Below are 15525 nucleotides of genomic sequence, written 5' to 3' on the forward strand. Positions count from 1 at the left end.
GCACTCCGCCTCAGCCCGCACCCGCCAGTGCCGCGTGAATACGGAATGGTCACCGCGATGGAAGAGCTGCACCAATACGCTGAGAGGCCCTTCGCCTTCGTCGGGCGATACCTCCGGCGCCGCTGGGTGCCCCACCTGGTGATCCTGATTTCCGTGCTCGGCGCGGTCGGGTTCTCGGTCTCGACCGACTACGCCCTGAAGGGCGTCGTCGATGCGCTGACCAAGGGGCCGGGACCGGGCAACACCCTGGTCTGGGGGGCGCTCGCCGTCCTGATCGGCTTCATCGCGGCCGACAACATGCTCTGGCGCGTGGCGGCGCTGACCGGGGCCTTCACCTTCGTGGGCGTCACCGGCGACATCCGCCGGGACCTGTTCCGGCACATGACCGGCCATTCCCCGACCTTCTTCTCCGATCGGCAGCCGGGCACCCTGGCGTCGCGCATCACGGCGACCTCGAACGCGATCTTCACGGTCGAGAACATGTTCGTGTTCAACGTGATGCCGCCCACCGTCGCGGCCTTCGGGTCGATCGCCTACATCGCCACGGTCAACACCACCATGGCGGCGATCCTGGCTGGCGTGTTCGCCGCCGTCGTCGTGCTGATGTTCAAGATGGCCGCGGCCGGAAAGCCGCTGCACCACGACTTCGCCGCCAAGGCGGCCTCGGTGGACGGCGAGATGGTCGATCTCGTCGGCAACATGTCGCTGGTGCGCGCCTTCTCGGGCTTCAAGCGCGAGGGCCAGCGCTTCGAGGGCACCATCGCCACCGAGATGCGCGCCCGGCGCTCGTCGCTGCTCTATCTCGAGAAGTTGCGCATCGTGCACGCGGTGCTGACAGTCTTGGCGGTCTTCGGCCTGCTCTACTGGGCGATCCAGATGTGGGAGGCCGGCCAGGCGACCAACGGCCAGGTGGTGCTGGTCTGCACGCTCGGCATCCGCATCCTCGCGGCGACCCGCGACCTCGCGGTGGCCCTGGTCGACGCGACCCAGCACACCGCCCGCCTCGCCGAGGCGTTGCACACCCTGCTCCAGCCCCACGACCTCGTCGACCATCCGGAGGCGAAGCCGCTGACCGGCCAGGGCGCCAAGATCGAGTTCGACCACGTCGCCTTCAATTATCCGGACGGGCGCCCGGTCTTCACCGATTTCGACCTGGCGATCGAGCCGGGCCAGAAGGTCGGCCTCGTCGGCAAGTCCGGCGGCGGCAAGTCGACCCTGTTCTCGCTGCTGCAGCGCTTCTACGACGTGAAGAGCGGCGAGATCCGCATCAACGGCCAGAACATCGAGCGCGTCACCCAGGAATCCCTGCGCGAGGCGATCACGGTCGTCCCGCAGGACGTATCGATGTTCCACCGCTCCTTGCGCGAGAACATCCGCTACGGCCGGCCCGACGCCACCGATGAGGAGGTCTGGCAGGCCGCCGAGGCGGCGCGCTGCACCGAGTTCATCCAGGCCCTGCCGGAGGGATTCGACACCATGGTCGGCGACCGCGGCGTCAAGCTCTCGGGTGGCCAGCGCCAGCGCATCGCCATCGCCCGCGCGATCCTGAAGAATTCGCCGATCCTGCTGCTCGACGAGGCGACCTCGGCGCTCGACGCGGAATCCGAGCAGGCGATCCGTCAGGCGCTCGCCAACCTCATGAAGGGCCGCACCGTCATCGCCATTGCCCACCGCCTCTCGACGCTCCAGGATTTCGACCGGATCGTCGTGCTGGAGGGCGGCCGCATCATCCAGGACGGCTCGCCCGACAACCTGACCCATCTCGACGGCTTCTTCCGCGAGCTGATGAAGAAGGAATCGATGTCGATGTCCCTGGCCGCCGCCTGAGCGGCGAGCCCGGCCGTGCCCGATCTCGACAGCGTCGTCCGGGAGATCTCGGAGGAGATGGCCCAGCGCTCCGACCGGGGCGCGGTGGCCGACTACATCCCCGAGCTGGCCCGGGTCGATCCGAACCAGTTCGGCATCGCGGTCATCGATGCCGACGGTCGGGTCACGGCCGGCGGCGACAGCGAGACGCCGTTCTCGATCCAGAGCGTCTCGAAGGTGTTCACCCTCACCCTGGCGCTCGGCATGGCCGGCGACCGGCTATGGAATCGGGTCGGGCGCGAGCCGTCGGGCAACCCGTTCAACTCGATCGTGCAGCTGGAGCGCGAGCGCGGGGTGCCGCGCAACCCGTTCATCAATGCCGGCGCCATCGCGGTGACCGACCTGATCCTCTCGGGCCACGAGCCCCGGGAGGCGCTGGGCGAGATCCTGCGCTTCATGCAGTTCCTGGCCCAGGACCCGACCATCACCATCGACGAACGGGTGGCGGCCTCGGAAAAGCGCACGGGTTTCCGCAACACCGCGCTCGCCAACTACATGAAGTCCTTCGGCGTCATCGAGAACCCGGTGGACTACACCCTCGGCGTCTACTTCCACCACTGCGCGATCGCGATGAGCTGCCGGCAGCTCGCCACGGCCGGGCGGTTCCTGGCCCATAACGGCCGCAACCCCTCGACCGGCCACAACGTCGTCTCGGCCGAGCGGGCGCGCCGCATCAACGCGATCATGCTGACCTGCGGCCACTACGACGGCTCGGGCGAGTTCGCCTACCGGGTCGGCCTACCGGGCAAGAGCGGCGTCGGCGGCGCCATCCTGGCGGTGGCGCCCGGCAAGGCCTCGATCGCGGTCTGGTCGCCGGGCCTCGACGCCGCGGGCAATTCCCATCTCGGCCGCGTCGCCCTGGAGCGCCTGACCCAGCGGATGGGCTGGTCGGTGTTCGGGGCTTGAGACGCGTTCGGGCTCAGCGTGCCACCGTGACCGCCAGTTCGACACCGACAGCCTTCTGGACGCTGCGCAGGATCGCGAACAGGTTGCTGGCAGTCGGGTTGCCGGAAGGGCCGAGCATGCGCATCAGGCTCTTCGGGGTCGATCCCATCTCCTGCGCCAAGCGCTCGAACCCGACGGTGGCATTAACGCAGTCACGCAGAAGCGCCCTCCCTGTGTCCACCTCCCCCGCCAGGAAGAGTTCGACCGCCTCCGTCAGGAGTGCGGCACGGAAGGCTGGGTCGCGCTCGGCACGGGCTTTCACCGTCTCCTTGAAGCTGCGCGTCAGGGCCATCATCCCTCCTTCTTGCGCCGTTTGTATGCGGCCCAATGTGCACGGGCCTCGCCGATATCCTGATGCTGCCGTTGCTTGCTTCCACCGCAGAGCAGGAGGATCAAGGCGCCCCCGTCCCGTCCGAAATAGAGGCGGTATCCCGGTCCCCAGGCGATCCTGTACTCTTCGACGCCGCCGCCCACTGACTTGGCGTTGGACAGGTTGCCCTGCTCCATCCGTAAGAGCGCAACCGTCACCTTGGCGGCCGCCTGATCGTCCAGGGCATCGAACCATTCGGCAAAAGGACTCCGCCCACGATCATCGATGAACTCCCGGACTCTCATCCAAATAGTACCATATAAGTGACCTTCTGCGCCAGCGAATCCCGATCCGACTCACGCGCGGTCACCACAAAAGTGCACCAACGAACCCTTGCAGGCGTGACAGTTCCAAGGCAGTGGCGAGCGCATAAGCGACAACGCTCGGTATGGGAGGCGCGCCCGGATGGCGACGACACGGATCGCGCAGCCTGACGGACCCGCCCTGGACCCCGGCGCCATCCTGGCCCGCCTCGACCGGCTGCCGCCCACGCGCACGGTCTGGCGCTTCGTGGCTTTGCTCGGCCTCGGCTTTTTCTTCGAGCTCTACGACCTGCTGTTCACCGGCTACGTCGCCCCGGGCCTCGTGAAGGCCGGGATCCTCACGCCGACCACCCCCGGGCTGTTCGGCGCGAGCGGCGTCGCGAGCTTCGTGGCGGCCCTGTTCACCGGGCTGTTCATCGGCACGCTGGTCTGCGGCTGGCTCGCCGACCGGTTCGGCCGCCGAGCGATCTTCACGTGGTCGCTCCTGTCCTACACCGCCGCCAACGTGGTGATGACCTGTCAGACCGAGGCGTTCGGGCTCAATCTCTGGCGGTTGATCGCCGGGATCGGCCTCGGCCTGGAGATGGTGACCATCGGCAGCTACCTCTCGGAGCTGGTGCCGAAGGGGATCCGCGGCCGCGCTTTCGCCCTGTGCCAGGGCATCGGCTTCACCGCCGTGCCGGTGGTGGCGTTCCTGTCCTACCTGCTGATCCCGACGGCGCCGCTGGGGATCGATGGCTGGCGCTGGGTCGTGCTGATCGGCGCCACCGCGGCGATCGGGGTCTGGTGGCTGCGCGCCGGGCTGCCGGAGAGCCCGCGCTGGCTGGTCGAGCGCGGGCGGCTGGCAGAAGCCGACGCGGTCCTGCGGCGCCTCGAGGGCCAAGTCGCCGCCGAGTACGGCCGGCCCCTGCCGGCGCCCGCTGCCCCCGAACCCGTGCAGCGGCGCGATGCCTACGGCGATTTGTGGGTGCCGCCCTATCGGCGCCGGGCGCTGATGATGGCCGGGTTCAACGTCTTCCAGACGGTGGGCTTCTACGGCTTCGCCAACTGGGTGCCGACCCTGCTGGTGGCGCAGGGCATCACCATCACGTCGAGCCTCGCCTACACGGCGCTGATCGCGCTCGCCGCCCCGGTCGGGCCGCTGATCGGGCTCGCCATTGCCGACCGGTTCGAGCGCAAGCACGTCATCGTGGCCGCGGCACTGGTCTACATCGCCTGCGGGCTGGCCTTCGCGCAGACCCGGGACGTGTCGGCGATCGTCGCGCTCGGGATCGGCCTGACGCTCGCCTCCAACGTAATGTCCTACAGCTTCCACGCCTACCAGGCCGAGCTGTTCCCCACCGGCATCCGGGCGCGGGCGGTGGGCTTCGTCTATTCCTGGAGCCGCTTCTCGGCGATTTTTACGGGCTTCGTCATCGCCTTCGTGCTGCGCGAGGCCGGCACCCCGGGCGTGTTTTTGTTCATCTCCGCGGCGATGCTGGCCGCGGGGCTGCTGGTCGGGCTGCTGGGGCCTCGCACCCGCGACGTGGCTTTGGAGAAGATCGCTGGGTGAGGCTCGCCTTCCTGCGAAGGCGAATCGTGCTAGCCTGACGGCATGGTCGCGCAGCCGAAGCCCCGGATGACGGTCGACGAGTTCCTGGTCTGGGCCGAGGACCAGCCGGGACGTTACGAGCTGGTCGAAGGCCAAGTTGTTGCGATGTCGCCGGAGCGGGTTCGGCATGCGGAGGTCAAGGCCTCGGCTTATCTCGCTCTCCGATCCGCTCTGAGCCGGACGCCGCTTCCCTGTCGCGCATTGCCGGACGGGATGAGCGTGCGCATTGACGACACGACGGTCTTCGAGCCCGACGCCCTCGTCTATTGCGGCGCGCGTGCGGACCCGGACGCGATCGAGATCCGCAATCCTATCCTCGTGGTCGAGGTGCTGTCGCCCAGCACGGTCACAGTCGATTCCGGCCGCAAGCTCTCCGGCTATTTCAGCCTCGCCAGCGTCGCGCACTATCTGATGATCGACCCGGTCAAGCGCCTGGTGATCCACCATACGCGCGGCGCCGAAGGGCTGATCGCGACCCGGATCGCCAGCGAGGGCACCCTCGACCTGACCCCGCCCGGTCTGAGCCTGTCCGTCGCCGAGCTGTTCGCCGATCTCCCGCCCCCAGGAGATCCCGCGGCTTGATCCGATCCGAGGCGGATGTCACAGCGGCGCAACAGCGAATCAGGACGCCCGGATGACCACACCCCTCGATCTCCTCGTGCTCGGCAACGCCATCGTCGACGTGATCGCCCGCACGGACGACGCCTTCCTGGTTGCCCAGGGCGTCACCAAGGGCGCGATGCAGCTGATCGACGAGGAGCGCGCGGAGGCTTTGTTCGCCGCGATGGGCCCCGCCACGATCGTCTCGGGGGGCTCGGGGGCCAACACCGCGGTTGGCGCGGCCTTGCTCGGCGCCAAGACCGGCTTCGTCGGCAAGGTCCGCAACGACGAGCTCGGCGGCCTGTTCGGCCACGACCTGAAGGCCACCGGCGTTGGCTTCTCGGTGCCGCCGGCGAGCGAGGGGCCGGCCACGGCCCGCTGCTTCGTGCTGGTGACGCCGGACGGCGAGCGCACCATGAACACCTATCTCGGCGCCTGCCAGGGTCTGAACCCCGAGGACGTGGACCGGGCGCTCGTGGCCTCAGCCCGGGTGGTCTACCTCGAAGGCTATCTGTGGGACCCGCCCGCCGCCAAGGACGCGTTCCGCAAGGCCGTCCAGATCGCCCACCAGGCCGGCAACGCCGTCGCGTTGACCCTGTCGGACGCGTTCTGCGTCGGCCGCTACCGGGACGAGTTCTTAGGGCTCGTGCGCGACGGCAGCGTCGACATCCTGTTCGCCAATATCGGCGAGCTCCAGAGCCTCTACCAGACCGACGATCCCGAGGCCGCCGTGGCCGCGCTCCGCGACGAGCGCAACGCCCGCGGCCGGCACCTGCTCGGCCTGGTCACCCGCTCGTCGGACGGCGCCCTGGTGGTGCAGGGCGGCGAGGTCCGGTCGGTCGAGGCGAGCCCGGTGCGCGAGGTGCTCGACACCACCGGCGCCGGCGACCTGTTCGCCGCCGGGTTCCTGGCCGGCCATGCCCGCGGGCTCGACAACGTCACCAGCGCCCGCCTCGGGACGCTGGCGGCCGCCGAGGTGATCCAGCATATCGGCGCCCGCCCCCAGGCCGACCTCGTCGGTCTGGCCAAGGAGCGCAAGCTGCTCTGAGCGGACCCGTTCAGGCCGCCCGCACCGTCGCGAGGAAGTGGGTCACCTCGGTCCGGAGATGCTCGGACCGGAGCGACAGCTCGGAGGCCGAGGTGAGCACCTGGCTGGCCGCCGCCCCGGTCTCGTTAGCGGCGCCTGCGACCCCGGAGATGCTGCTCGTCACCTCGCCGGCGCTCGAGGCCGCCTCGGTGACGTTGCGGGCGATCTCCTGGGTCGCGGCCCCCTGCTCCTCGACGGCGGCGGCGATCAGGGTCGCCACCGCGCTGATCTCCTGGATCCGCCCGCCGATGCGGCCGATCGCCGTGACCGCGTCGTCGGTGGAGGCCTGGATCCGCCCGATATGGCCGCTGATCTCGTCGGTGGCCTTGGCGGTCTGGCTCGCCAGCTCCTTCACCTCCGCGGCCACCACGGCGAAGCCCCGCCCGGCCTCGCCGGCACGCGCCGCCTCGATGGTGGCGTTCAAGGCCAGCAGGTTGGTCTGTCCGGCGATGGTGGTGATCATCGTCACCACGTCGCCGATCCGGGCCGCCGCGCCGCTCAGCTCCTGCACCAGATGGGCGGTCGAGGCGGCATCCTCGACGGCGGCCTGGGTCAGCGCCGCCGCGTTCGAGACCTGGCGGCCGATCTCCTGGACTGAGCTTTCCAGTTCCTCCGCGGCCGAGGCGGCGGTGTTGACGTTGACGGCGGCCAGTTCGGCCGCGCTCGCCACCCGCAGGGATTGGCTGGCGGCGCCGGAAGCCGTGCTGGTCATGGTGGTGGCCGTGGCCTGCAACGCCGCGGCGGCCCCCGAGACCGTCCCGATGATGCCGCCGACGGCGCCCTCGAAGGCGTCGGCGATCTGGCGCATGCCGGTCTTGCGCTGCTCCTCGGCGACCTGCCGCGCCTGAGCGGTCTCCGCCTCCAGGGCGTGCGCCCGGATCAGGCCGTCCTTGAAGACCTGGACGGAGGCCGCCATGGCACCGATTTCGTCCTGCCGTTCGGCATAGGGAACGGCGACGGACAGGTCCTGCGCGGCCAGCCGGGTCATGATGTCCGTCATGGTGCGGATCGGGCGGGCGACGCCCCGTAGGATCATCCAGAAGGCTCCAGCCGTCGCGGCCAAACCCGCGATCAGCACGGCGACCGTCACCGTCCAGGCGGTGGTGTAGGCGTCCTCGGCGCGCTTCGTCGCGGTCTGCGTGCCCTCGGCATTGACCTTGGCGAGATCCGCCAACGCTCCGAAGGCGCCCACCAGAGGGCCGCGGGCCGGCGCGATGGCGTCGCGGGCTGCGGTGCGGTCACCGCGCTTGAGCGCGGCGACAATGGCCTCCCGGGACGCCAGATAGGCCTGCCACCGCGCCTCGAACGCGTTCCACAGGCCGGTCTCGCGCGGCGATCCGATATGCGACCGATACCGCTGGAATTTCTCCGGGATGGCCGCATCCATCTCGGTGAATTCCGCGTCCAGGTCGCGGTTTTCGGCGCTGTCCTCGGCGATGACCTTGCGGATCGTCGTGGTGTGGTAGCGCAGCGCCAGAAACTGCAGCTCGTCCAGCTCGTGATTCTTCACGTTCCAGACATCCCGCATCTCCCGGGCCGAATCATGCACGTCTTTGATACTTACAATATTGCACAATGAATTTACGACCAGAAGAACAAGACCGATACACGAAACCAGGAACAACCGGACCGTTATGCTGCGACCAAACCGCATCTCACTCTCCACCCCGCGTCACGGCGTAAGATATTACCGCGCCAGCGTGACAAGAGGGATTTAAAGACCGCGCTTTAATTTAAAAAATCGACGATCGTCAGACGGGATGACGAACAAATTCTCGCGCAGGCTCGCTTTATAGCCTGAAACGATTCCCTTGAGCCCAATTGGAAGTAGAGAAACGGCGATCGCCGCGACGGCCTGCCGGATCACGGCCGCAGCAGCACCTTCCCCACCGCCGCCCGGCGGGTCAGCAGGCCGAAGGCCTCCGGGAAATCGGCCAGTTCGTAGGTGCCGTGGACCTGCGCGGTGAGCTTGCCCTCGGCGACCCAGGCGAGCAGCCGGCGCTGGTCGGCCCGGTGCGCCTCCGGCTCGCGGTCGAGGAAGGCGCCCCAGTGGACGCCCTGCACGTCGAGCTCCTTCAGGAGCATCAGGTTGAGCGGCAGGCGCGGGATGCCGCCGGCGGCGAAACCGATGACGAGGTAGCGGCCGCGCCAGGCCAGCGCCCGCAGGGCCGGCTCGGCGTAGTCGCCGCCGACCGCGTCGTAGACCACGTCGACCCCGCCGCCGCTGATCCGGCGCAGTTCGTCCTTCAAGGTGGTGGGATCGTAGACCAGGGTGGCCTCGGCGCCGTGGGCGCGGGCGACCGCGAGTTTTTCCTCCGAGGAGGCGCAGGCGATCACCCGGGCCCCCATCAGGCGGCCGAGCTCCACCGCGGCGAGGCCGACGCCGCCGGAGGCGCCCAGAACCGCGAGCCACTCGCCCGGCTTCACCTGCGCCCGGTTGGCCAGCGCGTGCAGCGAGGTGCCGTAGGTGATGGTGAGCCCCGCGGCCTGCGCGTCCGGCACGGCCTCCGGCACCGGCGTGAGCTTCGCCGCGTCGATGGCGATCAGCTCGGCGCAGCAGCCATGGCCGGCATGGACGATCACCCGCTCGCCCACGGCGACGCCCGAGGCCCCCTCCCCCAGCGCCTCGACCACGCCGACGCCCTCGCCGCCCGGCGAGAACGGCAGCGGCGGCTTCACCTGATAGCGGCCGGCCACGATCAGCGTGTCGAAGAAGTTGAGGGCCGCGAGCCGGATCCGCACCAGGGCCTGCCCGGGACCCGGCACCGGATCGGGACGCTCCACGATCGCCAGATGCTCCGGCCCGTCGAGCTTCGTGCACAGCAGCGCCCGCATCCTGTCCTCCCGGTTGGTGTCTTTGTCTCTGTTCAGACCAACGTTCAGGCTAAGACCGGCCGCGCGGTCAAGCCGTCCCGATCATCTCGCGGATGCGGGCGCCCAGCACCTCGACCACGAACGGTTTTGTGATCACCTGCATGCCGGGGTCGAGCTGGCCGTTGCCGAGCACCGCGTTCTCCGCGTAGCCAGTGATGAACAGCACCCTGAGACCGGGGCGCGTGGCCCGCCCGGCCTCGGCCATCTGCCGGCCGTTCATGCCGCCCGGCAGCCCGACATCGCTCACCAGCAGGTCGATGCGTACGTCGGATTGCAGCACCTTGAGGCCGGCGACGCTGTCGGCCGCCTCGATCGCCGTGTAGCCCAGATCCTCCAGCACTTCGGTGACCAGCATGCGCACGGTCGGCTCGTCGTCGACCACCAGCACGGTCTCCCCCGGCGCCGCCCGGGCCGGCGCCCCCGGGACGGCGTGTGGATCCTCTTCCGCCACGTCGCCGCGGTGGCGGGGCAGGTAGAGGCAGACATGGGTGCCCCGGCCGACTTCCGAGACGATCCGCACCTCGCCACCCGATTGCTGGGCGAAGCCGTAGATCATCGACAGGCCGAGGCCGGTGCCCTGGCCGATCGGCTTCGTGGTGAAGAACGGCTCGAACACCTTCGCGACGATCTCCGGCGGCATGCCGGTGCCGGTATCGATGACGCGCAGCACGAGATACTGCCCCGGCGGCATGTCCAGGCGGCGGGCTTCGCGCGCGTCGAAGGTGGCGTTGACGGTCTCGATCGTGATCCGGCCGCCCTCCGGCATCGCGTCCCGGGCGTTGATGCACAGGTTGATCAGCGCGTTCTCGAGCTGCGGCGGGTCGACCAGGGCCGGCCACAGGCCGGCATCGGCAGCCACCGCGACGGTGACGGCGGGGCCGACCGTGCGCCGGATCAGCTCCTCCAGGCCGGCCACCAGCCGGTTCACGTCGGTGGGTTTCGGGTCGAGGGTCTGCCGGCGGGAGAAGGCGAGCAGGCGGTGTGTGAGGGCGGCGGCGCGCTTCGACGCGCCCTGGGCGGCATTGATGTAGCGATCCACATCCATGACGCGGCCCTGGGCCAGTCGGGTCTGGATCAGCTCCAGCGAGCCCGAGATGCCGGCGAGCAGGTTGTTGAAGTCGTGGGCGATGCCGCCGGTGAGTTGGCCGACCGCCTCCATCTTCTGCGATTGGCGCAGGGCCTCCTCGGCGGCCGCCAGGGCGTCGGCGCGCTCGCGCTCCCCGGTGAAGTCGCGCCCGACCGCGTTGATCACCCCGTCCCCGGGCCGGGCCGCCCAGGTGATCCAGCGGTAGCTGCCGTCCCGGTGGCGGTAGCGGTTGTCGAAGCGCGTGAGGCTCCCGCCCTCGGACAGCTGCCGTGCGCCCTCGCCGGTGCGTTCGAGATCGTCCGGATGGACGAAGTCGATCAGGTTGGTGCCGACGAGCGCGTCGGCGCGCCAGCCCAGCACCTCCGTCCAGGCCGGGTTCACCGCGGTGATCGTCCCGTCGAACAGGCAGCGCAGCATCATGTCGGAGGAGAGGGTCCACAGGGCGTTGCGGTCGGCGGTGCGCTCCTCGACCTGCCGGGCCAGGGAGGCGTTGAGGTCGCGCAGCTCCGCGAGCGCCGTCTCCAGCCGAGCCTGGCTCTCCGCGAGGGCGGCATCGGCCAGGACGCGGCCGGTGGTCTCGTTGGTGAGGATGAACAGCCCGGCGACTTGGCCGTCCGCGTCGAGCACGCGCGAATACGAGAAGGTCCACCACGTGTCCTGCGCGCCCCGGTCGGTGTCGAGCCGCCACGGCAGGTCGATGAACCGCTCGGGCCGGCCATCCATGGCGGCCTCGATGATCGGCTTGGCCTGTGCCCAGCCATCGGCCCAGACCTCATCGAACCGCGCGCCCAGGGCCCAAGGCAGCCGCGGCCCGAGCAGGGGGACGTAGGTGTCGTTGAAGAAGAAATGCAGATCCGGCCCCCAGGCCAGGATCATCGATTCCGGCGAGTTGAGCACCAGCGACAGGGCGGCGCGAAACTCCGCCGGCCAGGCTTTTGGGGGGCCGAGGGGATGGCCGGACCAATCGCGCGCGCGGATCATGCGCGCGGCCTCGCCGCCACCGGAGAGGAAGGCCAGGGGGTCGGTCACGGGGCGATAGTGATCTGCATCATGGCTAATGCCGCGTATGACCGTCTTCGACCGTACTTCCAAGGCCGCGCAGCCTAAATAGAAGATCGCTCGCCATGCCTCATGCTCAGCGCTTCCGCCTGATCGAAGACGATGGCGCGGCCCGCGCAGCCGCGGAACAGTTGTTCGCGGTCGTCCGCCGCACACTCGAGCCGGTCCTGCCGGCCGCGACGGAGATCCTGCACGTCGGCGCCACGGCCATACCGGGCTGCTTGACCAAAGGGGATCTCGATATCGTGGTCCGGGTCGAGGGTCAGGGCTTCGCCGCCGCTGAAAGCTGCCTTGCGGCACGCTTCGCGCGCAACGACGGTTCAGTCCGCACCGATGACTTCGCAGCCTTCGAGGATACCGGCCGGATGCCGCATCTCGGGATCCAGCTCACCGTCAAAGACGGGCCCTTAGATGTCTTCCACCGTTTCGCCGCGGCCCTGCGCGCTGATCCCGAACTGGTGGCCCGCTACAATGCGCTGAAGCGCGCCCACCATGATCACCCGATGACGCTGTACCGCGCCGCAAAGGACGCGTTCATCGCCGACGTCCTGCAATCCTGCCCGTCGCCATCGTCGCGCGACGGCGGTTAGGCCGCCGGGACGGCGCAGGCCTACGACCTCAATGCGCCTCTTGCCAGTTCCCCGCCGCCTTGGCCTCCACCACCAGCGGCACCCGCAGCGTCAGAGCCGGCGCCGGAGCCTCCTCCATCACACTCGCAATAATCGGGATCGCGCGATCGACCTCGTCCTCGGCGGCCTCGAAGACCAGCTCGTCGTGCACCTGCAGCAGCATGCTGACCTTGAGCTTTTGGGCGGTGAGCGCCCCCTCGATCCGGGTCATGGCCCGGCGGATGATGTCGGCGGCCGAACCCTGGATCGGGGCGTTGATCGCCTGGCGCTCGACGCTGGCGCGCTCGGACGGGTTGTTGGAGCGGATCTGCGGATAGTGGCAGACGCGGCCGAACAGCGTCGTGACGTAGCCCTTGTCCCGGCAGATTTTCTTGGTGGTGTCGATGTAGTCGCGGATGCCCGGGAACTGCTCGAAATACTGCTTGATGAACGCCGAGGCCTCCTCCCGGCCGATGCCGAGCCGGTCGGCCAGCCCGAAGGCCGAGATGCCATAGATGATGCCGAAATTGATGGTCTTGGCGCGGCGCCGCAGGTCCGGGGTCATGTCCTTGAGCGACACGCCGAACATCGCCGAGGCGGTCGCCGCATGGATGTCAATGCCGTCCTCGAATGCTTTCCGCAGCTCCGGGATGTCGGCCATGTGGGCGAGGAGCCGCAATTCGATCTGCGAGTAATCCGCCGAGATCAGCCGGTTGCCCGGCGCGGCCACGAAGGCGCGGCGGATGCGGCGGCCCTCCTCGGTGCGGATCGGGATATTCTGGAGGTTCGGCTCGGAGGAGGACAGGCGACCCGTCGTGGTCGCCGCCAGCGAGAACGAGGTGTGGACCCGGGCGGTCTCCCGATCGGCATGGGTCTGGAGCGAATCGGTGTAGGTGGATTTCAGCTTCGAGAGCTGGCGCCACTCCAGGATCTTTTTGGGGAGGGGATGCCCGGCCTGGGCCAGTTCTTCGAGAAGCGTCGCGGGCGTCGCCCATTGCCCGGAGGGCGTCTTCTTCGCTCCCGGCAGGCCCATTTTCCCGAACAGGATGTCGCCGATCTGCTTGGGCGAGCCGACGGAAAATTTCTCGCCGGCATCCTCCTGGATCTCCTCCTCCAGGCGGACCAGGATCTGCGAAAAATCGCCCGAAAGTCGGCTCAGCATCTCGCGGTCGACCCGGATGCCGCGCTGCTCCATCCGGGCGATCACCGGCAGGAGCGGCCGCTCCAGGGTCTCGTAGACGGCCACGCGCCGCTCGGCGACGAGGCGCGGCTTCATCATCCGCCACAGGCGCAAGGTCACGTCCGCGTCCTCGGCCGCGTAGGCCGTGGCCTTGTCGATCGCGACCCGGTCGAAGCTGACCTTGTTGCGGCCCGTACCGGCCACATCGGAAAACGTGATCGGCTGGTGGCCGAGATGGCGGCGGGCCAGCTCGTCCATGCCGTGGCCGCCCTTGCCGGCGTCGAGCACGTAGGAGATCAGCATCGTGTCGTCGAACGGCGCAATCTCGATGCCGTAGCGGGCGAGCACGACCCAATCGTATTTCAGGTTCTGGCCGACCTTCAGCACCCCGGGATTCTCGAGGAGCCGCTTCAGCCGGGCGATGGCCGCGTCGAGCGGGATCTGGCCGGGCACCAGCTCGGCCACGTCGGAGGCCGCCGCGCCCTCGCCGAACAGGTCGGTGGAATCGGCCTGCACCTTCGCGGCCTGGATATGGGCCAGCGGGATGTAGCAGGCCCGGCCGGTGGCGATGGCCAGGGAGACGCCGACCAGCCCGGCCTTGTGCGCGTCCAGCGCGTCGGTCTCGGTATCGACCGCGACCACCCCGGCCTCCTCAGCCTCGGCGATCCAGGCGTCGAGCTGCTCCAGGGACGCGACGGTCTCGTAGGCGGCGGTGTCGAACGGCGCCACCGCCTCGGCAGCGCGGGCGGCGACCACGTTGCCCGGCGTCGCCTCGATCGGCGCCCGGGGCTTGGCCGGTGCGTCCGGCAGGTCGAGATCGGCGAAGGGATCGACCTCGCCGCCCTCGGGCGGGGCGGCACCCGGCGGCCGCTCGGCCCCGGCCGCTTCGGTCTCCGGGTCCGGCGGCACGGAGTCGCCGAAGAACGGCACCGCATCGCTGCCGCCGGCGCCGTTGCTGTAGCCGTGGGGCTTGGCGCCCGGCAGCAGCGCCGGATCCGGCTTCACCGCCTCGGGGTCGACATGCAGCATCTGGGCGATGCGGCGGGTCAGGGTGTTGAACTCCATCGCCTTCAGGAAGCCGACGAGCTTTTGCGGGTCGGGCTCGGGGACGCGCAGGTCGTCCAGGTCGACCGGGACCGGCACGTCCTCCACCAGAGCCACCAGTTTGCGCGACAGCTTGGCCTGATCGACATTGGCCAGCAGAGTCTCGCGGCGCTTGGGCTGCTTGATCTCGCCGGCCCGTTCCAGCAGTGCGTCCAGGCTGCCGAACTCCTTGATCAGGGCCGCGGCGGTCTTCAAACCGATGCCGGGCACGCCGGGGACGTTGTCGGAGGTGTCGCCGATCAGGGCCAGCGCGTCGCCGATCTGGTTGGGCTGCAGCCCCTCCCATTTGGCGATGATCGCCTCGACATCGAGGTTGCGCTCGGGCCGGTAGCCGGCCTTGCCCTTGGCGCCGGATTCGAAATCGTAGAACCGGACCAGCGGCCCGACGAGCTGCATCAGGTCCTTGTCGGACGAGACGATGATGACGCCGGCGCCCCGGGCCTCCGCCTGTCGGGTGTAGGTGGCGATCAGGTCGTCGGCCTCGTAGCGCTCCAGCTCCACCGCGTGCAGGCCGAAGGCCCGCACCGCGTCGCGCATCAGCGGCATCTGCCGCTTGAGGTCGTCGGGTGCGTCGGGGCGGTGGCCCTTGTAGTCCGGGAACATCTCCTTGCGGAACGAGCCTTCGGACTTGTCGAAGACGATGCCGAGATGGGTCGGCATCGTGCCGGCGGCCCCCTCCTGGATGAACTGCGCGATCTTGGTGCAGAACAGCCGCACGGCGCCGGTGGGCAGCCCATCCGAGGGGCGCGAATTGTACTTCTGGTCCTGGTTGATCGACTGGAAATAGGCCCGGAAGATGAACGAGGAGCCGTCGACCAGAATCACCTGATCGCCCGGGCCGACTTTTTTGGGACTTGCGGCGGCAGTCTCGACGGTCATGGGCGCTCGACA

At 69.1% G+C, this 15525-nt stretch carries 12 protein-coding genes; 6 read left to right on the plus strand and 6 right to left on the minus strand.

The window, feature by feature from the left end:
- The first annotated feature begins 57 nt into the window (after nt 1–57).
- Together MKK67_RS08415 and MKK67_RS08420 are read left to right on the plus strand one after the other, a co-directional pair.
- Nucleotides 58–1827, plus strand: a complete 1770-nt coding sequence (locus tag MKK67_RS08415; RefSeq protein WP_243963386.1) for an ABC transporter ATP-binding protein — start codon at nt 58–60, stop codon at nt 1825–1827.
- A gap of 15 nt (nt 1828–1842) precedes the next feature.
- Nucleotides 1843–2772 (plus strand): glutaminase, encoded by a 930-nt coding sequence (locus MKK67_RS08420; protein ID WP_243963387.1) that lies wholly within the window; start codon nt 1843–1845, stop codon nt 2770–2772.
- 13 nt (nt 2773–2785) lie between these two features.
- Here MKK67_RS08420 and MKK67_RS08425 read toward each other — a convergent pair whose 3' ends face one another.
- Together MKK67_RS08425 and MKK67_RS08430 are read right to left on the minus strand one after the other, a co-directional pair.
- A complete protein-coding gene (locus MKK67_RS08425) occupies nt 2786–3103 on the minus strand; it encodes a DNA-binding protein (protein WP_243963557.1) in 318 nt (105 codons plus the stop codon).
- Nucleotides 3103–3426 carry a type II toxin-antitoxin system RelE/ParE family toxin gene (locus MKK67_RS08430; protein ID WP_243963388.1) on the minus strand — a complete coding sequence of 108 codons (324 nt, stop codon included), beginning with the start codon at nt 3424–3426 and terminating at the stop codon, nt 3103–3105. Before MKK67_RS08430 ends, MKK67_RS08425 begins: the two co-directional genes overlap by 1 nt.
- 160 nt (nt 3427–3586) lie before the next feature.
- On the opposite strand from MKK67_RS08430, the gene MKK67_RS08435 reads away from it, so the two are divergent.
- The 3 genes from MKK67_RS08435 (at nt 3587) to MKK67_RS08445 (ending at nt 6683) form a co-directional block, all read left to right on the plus strand.
- Entirely contained in the window at nt 3587–4996 is a 1410-nt protein-coding gene (locus MKK67_RS08435; RefSeq protein ID WP_243963389.1) for an MFS transporter, read from the plus strand.
- Between the two features lie 66 nt (nt 4997–5062).
- Entirely contained in the window at nt 5063–5617 is a 555-nt protein-coding gene (locus tag MKK67_RS08440) for a Uma2 family endonuclease (RefSeq protein ID WP_243963390.1), read from the plus strand.
- 52 nt (nt 5618–5669) lie between these two features.
- Entirely contained in the window at nt 5670–6683 is a 1014-nt protein-coding gene (locus MKK67_RS08445) for an adenosine kinase (protein WP_243963391.1), read from the plus strand.
- Between the two features lie 10 nt (nt 6684–6693).
- Here MKK67_RS08445 and MKK67_RS08450 read toward each other — a convergent pair whose 3' ends face one another.
- From MKK67_RS08450 to MKK67_RS08460, 3 genes are all read right to left on the minus strand, one after another.
- On the minus strand, nt 6694–8376 hold the full coding sequence (locus MKK67_RS08450) for a methyl-accepting chemotaxis protein (RefSeq protein ID WP_243963392.1): 1683 nt from the start codon (nt 8374–8376) through the stop codon (nt 6694–6696).
- Nucleotides 8377–8585: 209 nt separating this feature from the next.
- The gene (locus tag MKK67_RS08455; protein WP_243963393.1) at nt 8586–9557 is read right to left on the minus strand and encodes an NADPH:quinone oxidoreductase family protein; all 972 of its coding nucleotides are present in this window, start codon (nt 9555–9557) and stop codon (nt 8586–8588) included.
- 67 nt (nt 9558–9624) lie between these two features.
- Nucleotides 9625–11712 (minus strand): ATP-binding protein, encoded by a 2088-nt coding sequence (locus MKK67_RS08460; protein WP_243963394.1) that lies wholly within the window; start codon nt 11710–11712, stop codon nt 9625–9627.
- Nucleotides 11713–11873: 161 nt separating this feature from the next.
- Here MKK67_RS08460 and MKK67_RS08465 point away from each other — a divergent pair, with 161 nt between their 5' ends.
- Nucleotides 11874–12332, plus strand: coding sequence for a GrpB family protein (locus tag MKK67_RS08465; protein WP_243963395.1), 459 nt, complete (start codon nt 11874–11876; stop codon nt 12330–12332).
- Between the two features lie 28 nt (nt 12333–12360).
- On the opposite strand, the gene polA is transcribed toward MKK67_RS08465, so the two are convergent.
- On the minus strand, nt 12361–15513 hold the full coding sequence (gene polA / locus MKK67_RS08470) for a DNA polymerase I (protein WP_243963396.1): 3153 nt from the start codon (nt 15511–15513) through the stop codon (nt 12361–12363).
- Between the last annotated feature and the right edge of the window lie 12 nt (nt 15514–15525).

Source organism: Methylobacterium sp. J-072 (genome assembly GCF_022829425.1).
GTDB lineage: Bacteria > Pseudomonadota > Alphaproteobacteria > Rhizobiales > Beijerinckiaceae > Methylobacterium.

Excerpts from the sequence above, each read along its gene's own strand:
- MKK67_RS08445 (WP_243963391.1), top strand. The coding sequence starts at position 5,670 with ATGACCACACCCCTCGATCTCCTCGTGCTCGGCAACGCCATCGTCGAC.
- polA (WP_243963396.1), bottom strand. The coding sequence starts at position 15,513 with ATGACCGTCGAGACTGCCGCCGCAAGTCCCAAAAAAGTCGGCCCGGGC.
- MKK67_RS08440 (WP_243963390.1), top strand. The coding sequence starts at position 5,063 with ATGACGGTCGACGAGTTCCTGGTCTGGGCCGAGGACCAGCCGGGACGT.
- MKK67_RS08415 (WP_243963386.1), top strand. The coding sequence starts at position 58 with ATGGAAGAGCTGCACCAATACGCTGAGAGGCCCTTCGCCTTCGTCGGG.
- MKK67_RS08430 (WP_243963388.1), bottom strand. The coding sequence starts at position 3,426 with ATGAGAGTCCGGGAGTTCATCGATGATCGTGGGCGGAGTCCTTTTGCC.
- MKK67_RS08435 (WP_243963389.1), top strand. The coding sequence starts at position 3,587 with ATGGCGACGACACGGATCGCGCAGCCTGACGGACCCGCCCTGGACCCC.
- MKK67_RS08450 (WP_243963392.1), bottom strand. The coding sequence starts at position 8,376 with ATGCGGTTTGGTCGCAGCATAACGGTCCGGTTGTTCCTGGTTTCGTGT.
- MKK67_RS08425 (WP_243963557.1), bottom strand. The coding sequence starts at position 3,103 with ATGGCCCTGACGCGCAGCTTCAAGGAGACGGTGAAAGCCCGTGCCGAG.
- MKK67_RS08455 (WP_243963393.1), bottom strand. The coding sequence starts at position 9,557 with ATGCGGGCGCTGCTGTGCACGAAGCTCGACGGGCCGGAGCATCTGGCG.